At 68.7% G+C, this 15486-nt stretch carries 13 protein-coding genes; 8 read left to right on the top strand and 5 right to left on the bottom strand.

Annotated elements, in window-relative coordinates:
* The first annotated feature begins 606 nt into the window (after positions 1–606).
* The 4 genes from OO67_RS16060 to OO67_RS16045 all read left to right on the top strand — a co-directional run bounded on the left by OO67_RS16060 (position 607) and on the right by OO67_RS16045 (position 5884).
* The gene (locus OO67_RS16060; protein WP_033300839.1) at positions 607–810 is read left to right on the top strand and encodes a cold-shock protein; all 204 of its coding nucleotides are present in this window, start codon (positions 607–609) and stop codon (positions 808–810) included.
* Positions 811–1383: 573 nt separating this feature from the next.
* Positions 1384–2766 (top strand): hypothetical protein, encoded by a 1383-nt coding sequence (locus OO67_RS16055; protein WP_033300735.1) that lies wholly within the window; start codon positions 1384–1386, stop codon positions 2764–2766.
* A gap of 543 nt (positions 2767–3309) precedes the next feature.
* Positions 3310–4884: a hypothetical protein gene (locus OO67_RS16050; protein WP_033300734.1), complete on the top strand. Its 1575-nt coding sequence runs from the start codon at positions 3310–3312 to the stop codon at positions 4882–4884.
* A 763-nt stretch (positions 4885–5647) separates the two neighbouring features.
* On the top strand, positions 5648–5884 hold the full coding sequence (locus tag OO67_RS16045) for a hypothetical protein (protein WP_033300733.1): 237 nt from the start codon (positions 5648–5650) through the stop codon (positions 5882–5884).
* 433 nt (positions 5885–6317) lie between these two features.
* Here the strand turns inward: OO67_RS16045 and OO67_RS16040 are convergent, their stop codons facing one another.
* From OO67_RS16040 to OO67_RS16030, 3 genes are read right to left on the bottom strand one after another with little or no spacing between them, the layout of a single operon-like run.
* Positions 6318–7067: a hypothetical protein gene (locus tag OO67_RS16040; protein WP_157841694.1), complete on the bottom strand. Its 750-nt coding sequence runs from the start codon at positions 7065–7067 to the stop codon at positions 6318–6320.
* Entirely contained in the window at positions 7054–8619 is a 1566-nt protein-coding gene (locus OO67_RS16035; RefSeq protein WP_078597966.1) for a vWA domain-containing protein, read from the bottom strand. Before OO67_RS16035 ends, OO67_RS16040 begins: the two co-directional genes overlap by 14 nt.
* On the bottom strand, positions 8616–9857 hold the full coding sequence (locus OO67_RS16030; protein ID WP_033300731.1) for a hypothetical protein: 1242 nt from the start codon (positions 9855–9857) through the stop codon (positions 8616–8618). The genes OO67_RS16035 and OO67_RS16030 overlap by 4 nt, the downstream gene beginning before the upstream one ends.
* A gap of 818 nt (positions 9858–10675) precedes the next feature.
* Between OO67_RS16030 and OO67_RS16025 the strand changes: the two genes are divergently transcribed.
* Entirely contained in the window at positions 10676–11179 is a 504-nt protein-coding gene (locus OO67_RS16025) for an AAA family ATPase (RefSeq protein WP_051709462.1), read from the top strand.
* Between the two features lie 326 nt (positions 11180–11505).
* Here OO67_RS16025 and OO67_RS16020 read toward each other — a convergent pair whose 3' ends face one another.
* Positions 11506–12366: a helix-turn-helix domain-containing protein gene (locus OO67_RS16020; RefSeq protein WP_033300728.1), complete on the bottom strand. Its 861-nt coding sequence runs from the start codon at positions 12364–12366 to the stop codon at positions 11506–11508.
* A gap of 273 nt (positions 12367–12639) precedes the next feature.
* Here OO67_RS16020 and OO67_RS16015 point away from each other — a divergent pair, with 273 nt between their 5' ends.
* Positions 12640–12921, top strand: a complete 282-nt coding sequence (locus OO67_RS16015) for a hypothetical protein (protein WP_033300727.1) — start codon at positions 12640–12642, stop codon at positions 12919–12921.
* A 104-nt stretch (positions 12922–13025) separates the two neighbouring features.
* On the opposite strand, the gene OO67_RS40480 is transcribed toward OO67_RS16015, so the two are convergent.
* Entirely contained in the window at positions 13026–13160 is a 135-nt protein-coding gene (locus OO67_RS40480; RefSeq protein WP_279626900.1) for a hypothetical protein, read from the bottom strand.
* Positions 13161–13868: 708 nt separating this feature from the next.
* On the opposite strand from OO67_RS40480, the gene OO67_RS16010 reads away from it, so the two are divergent.
* Together OO67_RS16010 and OO67_RS35725 are read left to right on the top strand one after the other, a co-directional pair.
* Positions 13869–14738, top strand: coding sequence for an MBL fold metallo-hydrolase (locus tag OO67_RS16010; RefSeq protein WP_033300726.1), 870 nt, complete (start codon positions 13869–13871; stop codon positions 14736–14738).
* Positions 14739–14987: 249 nt separating this feature from the next.
* Positions 14988–15314 (top strand): hypothetical protein, encoded by a 327-nt coding sequence (locus OO67_RS35725; RefSeq protein ID WP_051709460.1) that lies wholly within the window; start codon positions 14988–14990, stop codon positions 15312–15314.
* The last annotated feature ends 172 nt before the right edge of the window (positions 15315–15486 follow it).

Raw genomic sequence — 15486 nt, 5'->3', positions numbered from 1 at the left:
CAGATCGACGACGCGCGCTGGGTGAGCGGTTGCCCGCGCAGCAGCGCCTCGGCGCCGAGGACACCCGCGGAGAGCCGGAGGGAGCGCCGGGACGGGCCCTGACCGGAGCCGGTGCCCCCGCAGTGGCGACGTCGCCCTGGAACGGCTGTTGTGCAGCCCCGGATGCCGCCCCGCGCACCCTTCGGTGGCCTCACTTACCGGCGATCTTCTTCGTACCGGGCAAGGCGGCGGCGTAGCGCAGGATTCTTCCCCTGGGCGACCACGGACCGTGTCGTCCCCACCTGCACCGGACGCCAGGCACCACCCGGATCACCAACGCGGAACTGCGCCCACGGACAGGTCACCAGCGTCGAAGATGCCGCCCGGTGCGGCGTGGTTGCGAGCGTCAGGTCCTGGCGCGTCGAGGGCATAGGCATACAGCAGGACGCTGTCCTGGCCGTGCTCTCTGGCGATGGATGAGCCAGGCGTGTAACTTCAGCTCCAGCTGTCGTGGTTCGCAGTCCTGCCCGCGCCCTGGCGTGGGCTTTTTGCTGTGCAGTGCCGGACCAGGACGATCACCTCCGGGTCCGCGCGGTGCGGGCTCGACGTCGACTGAGAGGCATGATCATGGCCAGCGGAACCGTGAAGTGGTTCAACTCCGAAAAGGGCTTCGGCTTCATCGAGCAGGACGGCGGTGGGCCGGACGTCTTCGCCCACTACTCCAACATCAACTCCAGCGGCTTCCGGGAGCTTCAGGAGGGCCAGACCGTGACCTTCGACGTCACGCAAGGCCAGAAGGGCCCCCAGGCGGAGAACATCACCGCCGTCTGACGGGAAACCTCATACGCCTCCGCCCCGGAGCATGAACTCTCCGGGGCGGAGGCCCACCCATTGCGTCCAGGGCCCGGGCAGGCGGCACCTGATCGACAAGCATCCTCGGCCATGGCGCCGGACCGGATTTCGATGTCGGGGTGTCTCATCGACCGCGGACGATCGGGTTCGAGTCGCTGCCCAGGCGGCGGGCGATCGAGCGGGCCTGCCGCTGGCTGATGCAGTGCCGGCGTCCGGAACGGGACGACGAAGCCGTGCCGCAGAGATCCGGACGGCGATCCACTGGGCGTGGCTGAACAACCTGGCCCGTAAACCCGCAGATCCGCACCTACCTGGAGAATCCAGACGGACATGCCCGTCACCCAGGTGCGGACGTTGACCTGATGTCCTCTCAGGCCCCGACACCGGAGCACCCGGGTGGGCGCGGACTCCTCACGGCGGATCCGGGCGATCAGCCGCAGCAGTCATGTGTGCGGGCGTTCACTGCCGTGAGACCTCGGTTGTCGTATGGCACTCCACCGGGCTCCCGGCGCGCTGGGCAGGGCACAAGCAGCCGGAAATCATGGGGGAGCATTGACAGCGCGGCATGCGGTAGATGGCCTGGCAGACAATCCGGCAGCGCCGCCCGGCGTGCTACTTCGGTTGCTGGCGCTCGAGGACCGCTGGATCGTCCAACGGCTCTCATGGCGCACGACCTTGCCCACTGAAGTGGCCGAGGCCATGCTGGCGCACCCCGACCGCCGCGTGCGGACCGCACTTGCCGAGAGTTGGACCGTCGACCCCGACGTGCGCGCCGGCCTCTTGCACGGACCGGCCTCGGACGCGCTGGCGGTCGCGGTGGGGCCCCACCCGTACCGCATCAAGGCGGAGCCACTGCCGGACTGGGCATACGAGCGACTGCTGAACCACGAGCGCGGCATGGTCCGGTACGAGACGGTCAACGCGTCCACCGTGCCGCCCCACGTGCTCGTGCCCCTCGCCGTGCACGACGACCCGCTGTTCCGGCTGGCGGCCTGCCGCCGCGTCTGGCACGAACTCAGCGAGGCAGTACGCGTGTTGCTCCTCGAAGACGTCGACCCTGAGGTACGCACAGCTGCGTCGCTGCACGTCATGCACGAGGACGAGGAGCGCACCGCAGAGCTCGTCGAAGCACTCGCGGGTGAGTGGCGGCTGGGGGACGTAGTGGAATGGGGCCGGCTCGGGCGGCCCTTGGCCGAGCGTCTGGCGGCCAACGGGACGTGGCTCGAGCGGCTCGCGCGCAACCCGACGTTTCCCGCGGATCTCGCGACGGGGCTCGCCCGTCACGAGGACCCGGCCGTGCGGCTGGCGGTTTCCTCCCGTCCCGAGCTTTCGGAGGAGCAACGAGCCGCGATCGACTGGCAGGTCGGTCCCGAGGACCGGCTGGGCCTCTTGCGGTGGGTGTGGGACGCGCGCGGTGATACAGAGCTCCTGCGCCGGTGCGCGACTTCCGCACACACCTGGCTGCGGCGTAGCGCTGCGATGTGTGCGGAACTGCCTGACGATTGCGTCGATCTGCTCGCGGGCGACCCCGATTTCGGAGTGCGGCTGTTGCTCGCCGAGAACCACCCGAGCGCGCCGGCGGAACTGCTGCTCGACTTGTATCTGCACGGCCTGCATCGGGCGGTCGCCATGTTGACTTCCAGACCGCAGTTTCCGACCCACGGCCTCGCGGTGCGATTCGCTGACGCGGCGGCTCCGGAGGCCCGCACTCTCATCGTGCGGGACCCGGGTGCTACGCCTGAGATCGTCGAACGGCTGAGCCGGGATCCAGAGGCACGGGTGCGGAAGACTGCCGCACGCGACCCACGGCTACCGGTCCCCAGGCTGGTGGAACTGCTGGACGATCCCGACGTGGGCGCGGCGGCTGCCTCCAACCCCGCGCTGCCGGTCGCGGAAATGACGTCACTTCTCGACCGGGCGGGAATCCCTGGCTGACTGATCGTCTCAGCAGCTGCCCGCACCCGTCGATGCGGACGCCGGCCACTGGCCTGCACACGGCCATGCGGGCCACCGGCTCCGTGCGCATCGTGCTCGTCAGCTCGGACCCCCACCGGGACGTGCCCGCTACGTCGAGGACAACCAGAAGGCGCGGACCGTCCACGGCGACGACGACCAGCCCGGCGGCGTCGGCGCCCACGCACTCGCCCCAGAGGCAGCGAACCGGCGCTGGGAGTCCATCACCGCGGCCCTCCGCGGAGCCTGACGCCTTCCCGAGGCCACACCGGCGCTCGCGCATGGGGGAGCGGGAGGCGAAGCGGTCGACGGCGAGGCGAGCCGAGGCTCCCCCAACTTGCCCAAGATGCCTGGTGACCTCCGCCTCCCCACGCAATACCCCCACGATCAGGTGTTGCGACGACCCATTGACGCCACCACAACGCGTATCACAGCATCCGTGAGGAATTCTCCAGCTGCACCCCTTCTGTTAGCCAGGCCCGGCTACCTTCGCCTCGCCCGGTCCGGTACAGGAGAGGTACATCAATGAGCACCCCGATCCACCGCACCTCGACACGGCCGTCGGCAGCCGTCCTGACGTCGGCCCGGCAGCGTCGGGAGGGGAGCCGGACCGGGAGCACGTCCGCACGCTCGACGGAGCACGCCCTCCTCGAGATGCAGTCCCGCGCCGGCAACCGGGCCGTCACCGCGGCGGTGCAGCGCGCCCGGGGCGCCGGGAGAGGGAGCACGGCGGAGAACGGCGACGCGTCTTCTGGAGAGAAGAAGAACTACCGCGACCGGATCGCCGGGCTCCTCGACAGGTTCAAGAAGAATCTCGAGCCCATCGACACCTTCATCAAGGGCTTCCAAACCCCCACCAACGCGGCCTTCACCCAGCAGGCCGCTGTCACGGCCAACGAGGGCCTCAAGCACTCCGCCGCCGCCTCGGGGACCTCAGCGGCGTCGGGGAACCTCCTGACGGAGGCCGCCGGCACCGTGGTCAGTGGCATGGACGCGTACAAGAGCATGAAGGACGCCAAGAAGCACGAGACCGGGGCCGGCCACCACACGGCAAACAAGAGGGCCAAGTCCAAGGGGACCGACGCGGTCGTCGGCGCCGCCAGTTCGGGAAGCTACAGCGCGGCCCTCGCCAAGGAGGTCACCAAGATCCAGAAGGCGGCGGACGCTGCGGTGGCGTCCGAGGCGAGCGGCATCGCCAGCGCTTCCGTCGGCGCGATCAAGGGCATGCGGTCCGTCATCCGCGTCGGGGGAGCGGCCCGCAAGTACAAGCAGGTCAAGAACCTGGGAGATCCTCACCTCGTCCACGCGGGTTCACTGGCCCGGCTGAACGAGTCGCGGGAGCAGGCCAGCTGGTCGGCAGCGGAGGCCTACGTCGCGCTGGACGCCTACTGGAAGCATGAGGGCCAGGGCCGGCTGGAGCTCGTTTCCGAGGCCATCGACGCCGCCTGGGAGGCGATGGGTGAAGCACGTGACGCAGCCGAGAGCCTCCAGCGCGCCGAAAAGGACGTGGAGAAGCTGAGCATGGTGCAGGCGTACGCGAAGAAGAAGCAGCTCACCAAGATGGGCAAGGAGACGGTCAGCGGCGGGGGCGAGTCCACCAAGGCCGCGGCCGGCGTCGTCACGGCGGTCGCGGCGGGAACAGCCGGGCTGGCGAGCAACCCGGTCGGATGGGGCCTCGCCGGGGCCGGGGCCGGCCTCGTCCTCGGCGTCACCATGTACAAAGCGCTCCGCGCCGCCACGAAGCGCTACGAAGAGGTCCACCACCCCGAGCGCTGGGCGCCGGAGGGTGAGACCCCGGCGGAGGCCGCGTCCCGCAAGGAGTCTCTGAAGCATGCCCTGAAGTTCTGGAAGAAGGTGTCGAGGGGCGAACGCCAGGCCATGGCGCGCGAGATCTACGCTCTGGCGGCGGGTCCCGACATCTCCGGTAGCGGCAAGACGACGGCCGAGATGCGGGAGTCCGCCCGGGCCCTGCTGATCGCCCTCAAATCCGGCCCCGCCAAGCACAAGCTGGAGCCGCAAGCGTGGACCGAGACCCTCAACGACCCGGCGAAGAGCGCCGGCTGGATCAAGGAGATCGCGGAGCAGTTGGCCTCGGGGTGATGCGGAGGCCCTACCGCTGTGGCGAGGTACAGCGGGACCTGGGTTTGGGTGCTCATGCCGCAGTCACCCGCCCGAGCTCGTTACTCTTCGCAGCTCTTCCCGGTGCGCTGCCGTCCGCCGGCGTCACCGTCGGAGCCGAGATCCACGCGCTCGCGCTCGGTCCGCGTACCGCTGGGCTCTCGGACGGAGAGCGCGGCGTACCGCCACCGCCGGCGCGTGAGGCAAGGCCATCGACCGACATCGAACCCGGTTGTGGCGCCATCGCCTTCAGGGGAAACAAATTTTGCGCGGGAGCAAGGGGCCGAAACCGTTGCGGCCATGAGGGCCGCGCTGCCGACGGCCTGCCTGACGGGTGGTACCGGGTGGCTTCATGCGGACGGTGGCAGGGAGAATGGCCGGTATGGCAATGTGTAAGAAGTGCGGTGCGCAGAAGCGCCGTTGGCCTCGCTCCTGTCGCCGGTGTCGTTCCAGAGGGTCGGATCGGGGGGACACGGCCGCGGAGGTCGCCGAGCTGGCTGTGGAGACGGGACTGCTGGGGTGGATCGGGCGAGGCGTCATGACCGTTGTGCGGCTGCTACTGCGTACGATCGGGTGACCGGTACGGCGCAAGGCGCGTACCGAAATCCGAGGCTTCGCGGCCCTTCCAACCTGTCGGCGTCACCATACTGTCCGCCGTCCGCCCCAGTCCGACCGCAGTTCTCGACCTGGCTGGTGATTGAGCCGCGCACGAGCGCGATCGAGAGGGTGCGAGGCCCGGTCGGGAATGCCGTTGCTCCATGAGCATCTGATGCTGCCGGCGGAGGGGCGCGTCCGGATGGGAAGTTGGGGGTCGGTCCACCCGGTGATCCGGTTCGAGAGCACCGTCGCCGCGTCCGCGCTCTACCGCGAGATCGTGATGGCTGAGGTGTGTGAGGCGGCCGGCTCCGGCCTGCGAGCCGTGGACGCCGTCACCGCTGGGTGCTGCCCCGTGATGGAGGCCGCCGGAGTGTCGCACGACTGATCCGTTGGATCTCACGCGCAGCGACCAGATATCCGCCTGCCGGGCAGAGCTGGAACACGAATACGAATACGTCAATGCCGTCGACGACGGCAGTCTGAAGTTCGGGCCCTCGGGCTCCGAACCGGCCCCCCCCCCAAGCCGAACCGGACCGCGGCGAGGTGACCCGCCCGCCCGAGCAGCGGATCCGGTCGGCCTGGGGTGCGAACCGAAACCCTACGAGCAGAAAGCGCCCTCCATCTGGACCGACAGGACCCGTCGTCAGGTCCATCGCCCCAGATCAGAGGGCACTTGCGTGGTTCCGCTTGCGATCCGGACCAGGCTCAAGCGAAACGCGCGGCCCAGTCGTATCCGGCGGCCGGCCTCCTCGCCCTCGTCCCCGACCCGCACACCCTGCACATGCTCGCCGAGGTCAATTCCCGCTGAGCGGCGGCCGTCACCAGAAGATCGCGATCGCCTCCAGTGTCACCTCGCGGGTGTCCTCGCTCCAGCCGGTCATCTTGCCGAGGCAACGTGCCGTGAAAGTGCCGGCCGGGATGGAGCGGCGCGCGTTTCCGGGGGCTACGACGCGCATGTACACCGGGGGCCGCTCGGCGCCGTACTCGGCCCGCAGGACGAATCCCTCAGCGACGTCCGGCACTCCGGTGAACACACCTTTGACCGAGACGAATTCGCCGATGCGGCTCAGGATCACCGCACGGCCGTCGGCCAGGTTGTCGGCCAGATTCCGGTTCGGGACGACAGTCAGTGTGGTCAGGTCGGCGTGCACGATGGCGTCGGCCCGGTCGAAAGCCTCCATGACGACGCCGATCACGTTGATCGGTTTGTCCTTGCGCACGAACTTGCGGAAGGTCTCCTGGCTGACGTCCCGCTTCAGCCGGAAGCGGAACAGCCACGTCAGCACCCGGCTCCAGAAGCCGACACTCGTGTCGACCTTCGTCCGCAGCTCGACGGCCTCCTCCAGCGCGGACCGGTAGTTGCCGAGCTCATACAGGTCCATCACCGCCTGCTCGTCAAGGTAGAGACAGATGCTGTACGCCGACTGCCAGCGCCGCATGTGCCTGCGCCGCTCCCGGGCATGGCGCACCAGGACCACGAGGAGCACTACCGTGCCGACGGCCGTCACCAGCCAGACCGTCATCCACGGCCACCAAAGGCTCCACCACAGGGCGTCAGTGACAGCCACGAATCTCCTTGAAGGCCTCGGAAAGGGACGAGCCGGCTGTATCCACCATCCGCCCACCGGTCCGCGCCGCAGCTCGCCGCAGCTCGTCGGCGTCGGCCTCGCCGAAGTGGACGGGGTAGGTGTGGACGGCGGCGCGCACGGCGGTGGGCAGCGCCTGGTGACGGCGTACGAACTCCGCATAGGCCAGGCCCGCGTTGTTCTCGCCGTCCGTCATCAGGACGAGTGAGATGGAACGGTCGGGATCGACGGCCAGTTCACGGGCGGCGGTGGTGTAGCCGCGGTCAAGGGCGGACCATACGGCGGTGGCATCGCCGTAACCGCCCCTGGCGACGGTGCGGGCGAGGGCCGTGAGGTCGTCCGGTCCGGTGACGGTGACGGTCTTCTCCTCCAGCACTCGTTCGCCGAACCGGACGACCGTCAGCCGCTCGCCCCGGTAGAAGCGAGTGAACTTGCCGGAGGCGGAGAGGTCCCCGCCGCTGAGTCCGGCGAACGCCTCGCGCAGGGCGGCCATCCGGGCACCGCGCATCGAGCCGGAGAAGTCGAGCAGGAAGACCACTTGGCTCGTGGTGCGACGGTCGGGGTCTCCGTAGTCCGCCAACAGGGCTGCCACAACACCGGGTTGGTCGGGGTAGAAGAGCGCGTTGCCGACCGGTTCGCGCAGCCGCGCGTCCCGGGTGACCGCCGTGTTCACGGGGCGGCGCAGCGTGCGCTGCATGATATGCCGCTGCACCGAGTCGCGCCGCAGCCACTGCGTGACCTTGTCGTACGCGGTGCGGTGGGCCGGGTCGAGCAGGAGCAGCGGGAAGTCGGCCAGGACCATACCGTCTGCGGGGCGGACGATCTCCAGGCCGTCGTCCAGGCGGTCAGAGGCGTTGAGGGCGAGCAGATCCGACTCGTATGTGATGAGGGCGTTGGTCTCGTCCTGGTGGTCGGCGTAGGAGTCGACGAGGGCGGGGCCGGTGTCGGCGGTGAGGTTCTGGCCGGAACGGAAGCCGCGCAGCCGGTCGCAGGAGACGTCCTCGGGGCGCAGCGCGGCTCCGGTGCCGGCCGCGGCGGTGGCGACGCCGACGAGGGCAGCGAGCCCACTGCCGGCGTGCCGGGGGTCGGCCATGCCGAAGCGGACGGTGCCGGTGGCGGCGGCGTCCGCAATGTCCGCCCAGGTGAGCCGGCCGCCGGGCACCTGGGCGCGAAGCTTCCGTGCCACGTCCGGCTTCATGCCGATGACGACGGGAGACGTCATGGTGGGGGTGCGTTGTACCCCGCGGGTCGCGGCCTTGGCGGTGAGACGCAGATAGCGGTCGGAGGACAGCCACGCGAGGTCGTACCTGTCGCGGTCCGCGGGCTTCGTCTCGGCGTCGGCCCGGTGGTCCAGGCGCAGATCGACGCCGGTCTCGGCCTTCAGATCGCCCAGCAACGGGGCCAGTACGGCGAGATCGGGACTGGCGAGCACGCGCAGCCGGACGGTCTCGCCGCCGTCGGCGGCCGAGCAGGCGGTGAGCAAGGTGGCCACGAGCGCCAGGCAGAGCGCCAGCAGGCCCGCACCGCGCCTCACTGGTTGCCCGTCCGGTCCGGGCAGTCGCCGACGATCTCGATCATCTTCTCCAACAGGGGCAGGCTGGGCAGGACCGCTCGGGTGTCGTCGGCGGAGGTGGTGGGCACCGGGATCTGCCGCTCGGTGAGGAACCGGGTGAGCTCGTCGCTGGTCGCACCGCTGGTGGCATTGCGGGATCGGAAGCCCAACTCCATTGCACGGTCTTGTAGTTCGCGATTCTCACTGACCAGCTCGCCGAGCCGGGCGCCGTCGCCGGTCAGCGCGACGAGCTGGGGTTCGGTGACGAAGCGTGTGGATGGGTAGAGCAGGACACGCTCGTCGTCGGTCGCGCCCTTCTCGGCCTCGTACCCGATCTGGTGGGCGAGGAACTGGTGTTCATAGATCACCGAGACAGGGGCGATGCTCTGCCCGTCGGGGGACAGATACGTTTCGGCCCGTTCGGAGGACGGCAGGCCCTGTTCCACGAGAAGCGGCTTGATCTTGCGGGCGAGTTGCTCGGCCTCGGCCTCGCTGTCCGGCGCGTCGTTCCCGTGCTCGACGAAGGCCACGAGCCCGAGGTAGGTGCCGGCGGAGTTGGACTCGCAGATGTCCGAGGTCTGGGCAAGGATTTTGTTGCCGTTGCGGACGTGGTCGTTGCGGTCGATCTCGTCCCAGCGGTAGCCGTCCTTGGGATCGCGCTGGGCGCCCTTCCTCTTGCCGCGCGCGAGATCGAGGAACTGCCGCATGTCGAGGGTGTAGTACATCGGCCGGCCGCCCGAGCTCGACAGGCGCTTCGCGGCACCCTCCGCCGTGAGCACCTCGGCGTATTCGCGGTAGGTTGCCAGCACGATAGGGCTGACGAACGGGCGGTACAGCAACACCGGACGGTTCGCCCGGGCCCGCTCCCGGCTGATCAGGTCGGCGGCCGGCTGGCCGGAGGGGAAAACGACGTCGTATCCCTCGTAGTCCTGCTTGGCGATCTCACGCGAACCCATGTTGGTGATCCGCACCCGGAAGCCGTGCTTCATCAGCAGACGCTCGACCACGGGGTCCTGGAAGAAGTCCCTTTTCGAGGCCATCTTGGCCTCGATGTCGACCACCTGCCGCAGCGGCAACAGCAGGTTCCCGGAGGCCACGAGCAGGACCAGTCCGACGACCGGGACGGGCAGCGCCGACGCCAGCACTCTGCGCAGGCGTCGACGCGGGGGTCTGGTGACGGCTAACCGCGGCTCCTCGGCAGCCGGTCTGTTCGCGAACACCTGCGTCTCCCCTCGATGACACCTGCGTTCTCCCCCGTGGGCCCGGGTCAGGATCGTCGGTGATGCCGGTGTACCCCGGACGACCCTCTCCGGAACGTTGGGTGAACGTAAGAAGAAGTGCACGGCGAAGGTCGGTGGGCACCCTTCCGGCCCCGCTTGCGTGGCTGGGGCTCAGGGTGCGGCCCGAGGCAGGCGGGTGATGGGGGCGGCCGCGGATTTCGAGACCCCGAACAGCGGAGCCAGCCGGAGCAGTGTCAGTTGTGTCCGCCGATAGGCCACTGTGAGGAGCACACATTCCCCCAACGGACGCTCCATGGCCGTTGCGGACCGAGTTCGCGCCTTCGTGGCGCGGCGGGACTACCGGCCTTCCGAAGCAGCGCGCGGACTCAGCCCGGGTGTACGGGCCTGTCCAGAAGGCTCCGACGCCCGTGATCACACCAGCGATGCCAAGAAGGTCTCTGGCTCCGGCCCCCGAGGTGAGGAATTCACCATGGGGCGGTGTGATCACGGCGTCGAGGCATCTTGGCGGCCCTGTCAGCGGGGAACGCTCACTCGATCTCGAGGGGGCCGATGCCGATGCCTTCAATGCCGTGATCACGCCAGGCTCACGTCCTGTGCCGTGAGCCGGAGGAGTCGTTCGTAGCAGCAGGTGGCTGCGGCGAGTCCGAGGACGGCGAGGTTGTGCGAGAAATCCGGATGTGCGTCTCGGGGAGCATCGGCAGACTGTCGAGCATGCTGATTGACCGGACGCCGTCCCCGAGCGAAAGGTGCGCGTGGTGAAGGAGCTGGATTCTGCGGTCCTCCTGGTCACAGGAGTAATGGCAGCTGGAAAGTCCACCGTGGCCGACCTGCTTGCGAGGCGGCTACCTCGGGCTGCTCACATCCGCGGTGATACCTTCCGCCGGATGCTGGTGTCTGGGCGAGAGGAACTGCTACCCGAGGAAACTCCGGAGGCCAGGAACCAGCTGGAACTGCGTTATCGGCTGTCCGCTCTCGTGGCCGACGAATACGCGCGTGACGGGTGGACCGCGATCGTCCAGGACATCATTCTGGGGGCGGACCTGTCGCGGTACGTCTCCGGCCTGCGCACGCGCCCTGTGTACGTTGTGGTTCTGGCTCCCTCCACGGCTGTTGTGCGAAGCAGGGAGGCGGGCCGCTCGAAGACCGGATACGGGATCTGGACGGTGGAGGCCCTCGATCAATCCTTGCACGATCGGACTCCGCGCATCGGGCTCTGGCTGGACACCTCGGAACAGACACCAGAGGAGACCGTCGCGACCATTCTCGACAATTTGTCCACCGCTCGCGTCGAGATCGTATGACCGCTTCAGACGCCATCCATGTGGTGTGTCTGCGAGACGAATCATCGGCCGGTAGGACACGAGCGGGGCGAAGGCCGATGGGGTACGTCAATCTCGATGCACAGATCGACGACCTGTCAGGAGCCCTGGACCCGGCTCGCTACCTGAAGCATCCGCCCCCGATCTCTGGTGATCTGCCCCCGAGGGTCCGGGCTTTTCGCCCCTGACGCGGGCCACTACCACTTTGGCAGCAGGCGATGTGTGAAGACCTGACGCTTCGTGCTGTCCGGGGCGCCGTATGTCGGGAGACGGAGGTCATGCTTCCACCGCCACTGCTGGACGCACGCCTATGTGGTGCACGTAGGCAGAACGGTGGTGAGCTGGGTCAGGTGGTTGGGGTGGACGCGGATTCCGGGGAGCCAGAGCTGGTCCTCGTCGTGCGTGATCCGAATCCAGATGCTGGTGTGTTTGTGGTTCTCGTCTGTGACGGTGACGCCGTTGGCGATGGTGCAGGTGGCATGGAGCAGGTCGTGGTGCCAGACGCGACCCGCGGAGTTGGCGGTGTTGTAGGGGCGGTAGGGGTTGTAGGCCAGGGAGAGTGCGCACTGGGTCGTCCGGGGTCTCTGGCAGGCTCTTTCGACATTGTGGACGAGGACACCGGCGTGGCTGCTCCCGCCTGCCCCACGTGTCGTTTCCTGGGCGCTTTGCGCGGCGGGTGCGGCATCGGGCGTGATTTTCGAGGGGAACAGGAACAGCAGGAGACCGACGGTCACCAGTGAGCCCGCGATGCCGGCCGTCGCGATAGCCCCACGGTCGGTCAGGCGCCCGCGGCGCCGGGGCAGTCTGCGCCACCTGTGCCACCATGCCGGACCGCTCACCTGCGACGGGCCGGCACCCCCAGCGGCATCCTCGGGCGCGGCACTGGTGTTCGCCGCAGCAGCGTCTGGATCGTCGGGCGGGGTGTTCTCGATTGCCTCCCAGAGGACCCGGTACGGGGTGGGGTCTGCCTTCAACGCCCGGCACAGGTCTCTGACCGCGGGCCAGGGCGGCACGGTTTCGCCGCGGAAGTAACGGGACAGCGACGAGTCGCTGATACGGACCTCGGCTTCGAGGCTGCGCAGAGTGCGTCCTGACTGCTGCTGCAGGCTCCGCAGCGCCGCTCCCAGTTCCCGTGCTGCTGCACCATGGCCGGGTTGTTGGTCGGTCATCGAAGTAGGGGCCCTTTCGCGGAGCGGGGCAACGGCGTCCCACCGGCTTTCCCATGTCCCGGGACAGCTACGTCCCAGCAGGTCAGGACTGTATTTATCCCGACATCAATGAAGCAAGCGGGATCTGGCCACCCAGGCGCCAGTTCCTGTGCAAACTCTGCGTACCGGCCGAGAGCAGATCACCCCCAGGGGTGAGCGGGCCGGTAATCGTGGCCGTGCCCGCGGACCCCGCAGGGGCCCGGCCTCACACCCCTACCGAAAAGGATCTACATCATGCGTGTACGCATCGCACTGTCCGCCTTCACCGCGATCACAGCGGCCGGGCTTGGCCTCAGCGCGGTCGCGCCGGCCATCGCGGCATCCGCCCCGATGTCACACCGGGTGGCCACGGTGCAGGCGGCCGAGAGCCTCGACGTCCACCGCGAGAAGTTCATGACCCTGAACGGCTGCCAGACAGCCGGACAGCAGGGCATCGACCGCGGGCACTGGGACCGCTACCAGTGCGCTGAGGGCTCCGCCTGGCCCTGGGTGTGGAACCTGTGGACCAACCGCTGAGCACCTGACCTGACGCCGTCGGTGGCCTCTCCCTCTCACCGAGGGAGAGGCCACCGACGGCCTCCCAAGCTGCACCCGGCCGACCAGTGCATGGCACAGGCCGGTCACAGCTGCTTCTCCTCGCTATCGGCCATGTCCGTCGCCGGATCCTTGCCGCCGAAGTCGTGCAGTGCCTTGATGAGCAGGGCCGTGCCGTCACCCGCGAAGAGGCTTGTCGTACCAGCCTTCGCCGTTCTCACCCTTGAGGCGTCGGCGGTAGGCGGTGAAGACCTTCCTTTCCGAGGCGGCCGAGGAGCCGCCGCGGGCGGTCAGGGCGGTACCAGGGCGAGAGGCAGGCGCCGGACCAGCCGCGGAGAAGGACGCCTGGTGCTTGGCGGAGGCAGACACGCCTACGAGTTCGAGTGTGTCGGCGACCTGGGTACGCGACGCTGACCCGGTCGAACCTGATGCCTCCGGCTGCCAGTCCCGCTGCTGCGCTCGTCATACCTCGGCCCGCACGAAGGCCTTGGCTGGCGAGTTCGTGGACGAGGACCCCCGAGCCAGGCACCTGTGCACAGGACGACTGTGCCGCCGGTCTACACGTCTCCACCATCACTGCGAAGACCGCGAACAGCAGTCTTTCGGAGCTGCTGAGGCCGTATATCCCTAGCATCGGCCCGGCGAGCATGGGGCATCGAAAGAATCGAGATGATCTTGAGGCTCTGAGTGGTTCACCAACGGCTTCGGCGCCGTCGAGCCCTCGGCGGGTGCCGGTGATGTCGAGGCGGTTGGTGATCAGGCGACGGTAGGCGTCTTCGACACCACGACGGCCTGCCCAACAGCGCAACAGGCAGCAACCACCCGAGCACTGCTCACAGTTCATCTGAAAGATCGCCTCGTCCGCCTCAAGAACGTCACGACGTGGGCTGAGTCACCACCCGCGTGGAAGGGATGGCAGGATCGCGGTCATGTCCCTCAGCGTTCCTCGCCTCCGGATCGGCTCGACCGAGATCATCGCCCTCGCCGACGGCGAGGGCCCGTTCTTCTCCCCGCGCGCCGAGGCCTTCCCCGAGGCAACGGCCGCACAGTGGGCCGAGGCCGACGGCTACGACCCGGGCGCGGTCGATGCCGAGGGCCGCTGGCGGCTCCAGTTCCGCGCGTACGCGATCCGGGGTGACAAGGGCCTCACCGTCGTGGACGCCGGGATCGGTCCGGCGGACAGCCCGGCCGGCTCGTGGGCGCCCGTGCCCGGTGCGCTCCCCGAGTCGCTCGCCGCCGCGGGCATCGACCCGGCCGAAGTCGACACCGTTGTGCTCACACACCTGCACACCGACCACGTCGGGTGGGCGGTCGTGACCGAGGCGGCCGCCCCATCAGCGGACAGCGCGGCGGACGGCAACGCTTCGACCGGCAAAGCGACCAGCGGCCGCCGCCCTTATTTCCCGAACGCCGAATACCTGCTCCAGCGGGCCGAGTTCGAAGCCATCGACACGCTCAACCCGCAGCTTCGCGAGACCCTCACCGACCCGCTCGCGGCTGCTGGCCGACTCCGGCTCCTCGACGGGGACACGCCGCTGCGCGCCGGGCGCACGGTCGCCACTCCCGGTCACACGCCCGGACACCAGAGCGTGCTGGTCGCCGACGGGCGGGAGCTGGCGCTCGTCACCGGCGACCTCCTGGTGCACGCGCTCCAGCTGCTCCACCCCGAGCTCGCCTACGCGCACGAGGCCGACCCTGAGGCGGCCAGGCACTCGAGGGAACGCATGTTCGGCCGCGAAACCGCCATTACGCTGCACCTGGCGACGCCGCATCTGACGGAGCCGTTCCTCTCGGCGTAATCCCGGCGGTTCTGGGCCGGTCAGGCAGCGAGGGCATGCAGACGCTCCAATTCCTCTTCAGTCCCGTCGCCGACGGGACTGAAGACCGTGAGGCGCGGCTGCCTCCGGGACGCGGGAGATGTCGGAAACCTGACACTTGATCTTTCAACATCGGTGCGGGTAGCGTCGATGCGACGTCTAAGGAATGGGTTCCCCATGCGTTTAAGGACCATCGCCCTCGCAGCAGTACCTGCGGCCTTTCTCGGAGTTATGGTCTCGGCCCCCAGCGCTTCGGCGTGGGCTCCCGGCAACTGCCCGCAAGGCACGTTCTGTGTTTGGCCCGAGTTCTGGTACGGAGACACCGATACGCCTCCGTCGCTGGCGACCGAGGGTGAATGGTCGGGCAGCGCTCCCGGCCACATCTTCTACAACAACACGTCCCGGGACGTCACGATGACGTACTTCGTCGCCCAGGACGAGGGGCAGGGGGCTGCGTACACGGCCTGTGTCAGCAGCGGCCACGGGAGTTACTTCACCGTGCCCATGTCCGTCACGAACGTGGCCTGGCGCGAGGACGACGGCAGCCCTTGCTGGTGACCACCGGTGCTACCGGAGGGGTGTTCCCAGGGGCAGCTCCGGCGTGTGCGGGGCCCGGCATCGTGTATTCGGGCGCCCGCACCGTGTACTTCCTGGTGCCGTCCGGCCTACCCATACCTGCAGCGACCTTCCAACCGCCACCGCGCGCGGCGAGAGGAGTCACCGTCTTCCT

Origin of the sequence: Streptomyces atroolivaceus (assembly GCF_000717025.1) — a bacterium.
Classification (GTDB): Bacteria; Actinomycetota; Actinomycetes; order Streptomycetales; family Streptomycetaceae; genus Streptomyces; species Streptomyces atroolivaceus.
The sequence above is the reverse complement of the archived record's forward strand: the minus strand, read 5'-3'. Positions and strand labels throughout refer to the sequence as shown.

What these genes read in the sequence shown, in the direction of transcription:
- OO67_RS16015 (WP_033300727.1), top strand. Translation starts at nt 12,640, where the DNA reads ATGCGTGTACGCATCGCACTGTCCGCCTTCACCGCGATCACAGCGGCC.
- OO67_RS16020 (WP_033300728.1), bottom strand. Translation starts at nt 12,366, where the DNA reads ATGACCGACCAACAACCCGGCCATGGTGCAGCAGCACGGGAACTGGGA.
- OO67_RS16010 (WP_033300726.1), top strand. Translation starts at nt 13,869, where the DNA reads ATGTCCCTCAGCGTTCCTCGCCTCCGGATCGGCTCGACCGAGATCATC.
- OO67_RS16025 (WP_051709462.1), top strand. Translation starts at nt 10,676, where the DNA reads ATGGCAGCTGGAAAGTCCACCGTGGCCGACCTGCTTGCGAGGCGGCTA.
- OO67_RS16050 (WP_033300734.1), top strand. Translation starts at nt 3,310, where the DNA reads ATGAGCACCCCGATCCACCGCACCTCGACACGGCCGTCGGCAGCCGTC.
- OO67_RS35725 (WP_051709460.1), top strand. Translation starts at nt 14,988, where the DNA reads ATGGTCTCGGCCCCCAGCGCTTCGGCGTGGGCTCCCGGCAACTGCCCG.
- OO67_RS16045 (WP_033300733.1), top strand. Translation starts at nt 5,648, where the DNA reads ATGCCGTTGCTCCATGAGCATCTGATGCTGCCGGCGGAGGGGCGCGTC.
- OO67_RS16060 (WP_033300839.1), top strand. Translation starts at nt 607, where the DNA reads ATGGCCAGCGGAACCGTGAAGTGGTTCAACTCCGAAAAGGGCTTCGGC.